Source organism: Aeromonas enterica (genome assembly GCF_054052465.1).
Genome location: NZ_JBSTYL010000081.1, coordinates 1 through 240, shown reverse-complemented (window position 1 = coordinate 240; position 240 = coordinate 1). Strand labels below are relative to the sequence as shown.

The following is a 240-nucleotide window of genomic DNA, read 5'->3' as shown; positions in this document are numbered from 1 at the left end:
CACCTGATCCCATGCCGAACTCAGAAGTGAAACGCGGTAGCGCCGATGGTAGTGTGGCATTCGCCATGCGAGAGTAGGACACTGCCAGGCTTCAATTAAACAACTACAGCGATGTGGTTGGTCGCGATACAACGTCAGGTTGTATCGGACAGAAGATTTAGATAACGCACGCAGTGCGGTCTTTACCGGTTAGTGTGCTGATATGGCTCAGTTGGTAGAGCGCATCCTTGGTAAGGATGA

At 51.2% G+C, this 240-nt stretch carries 1 rRNA gene; it reads left to right on the top strand.

Annotated features, from left to right (window positions below):
* Nucleotides 1–90 (top strand): 5S ribosomal RNA (rrf, locus tag ACW5XD_RS23990); the annotation flags it as partial.
* Nucleotides 91–240: the final 150 nt, after the last annotated feature.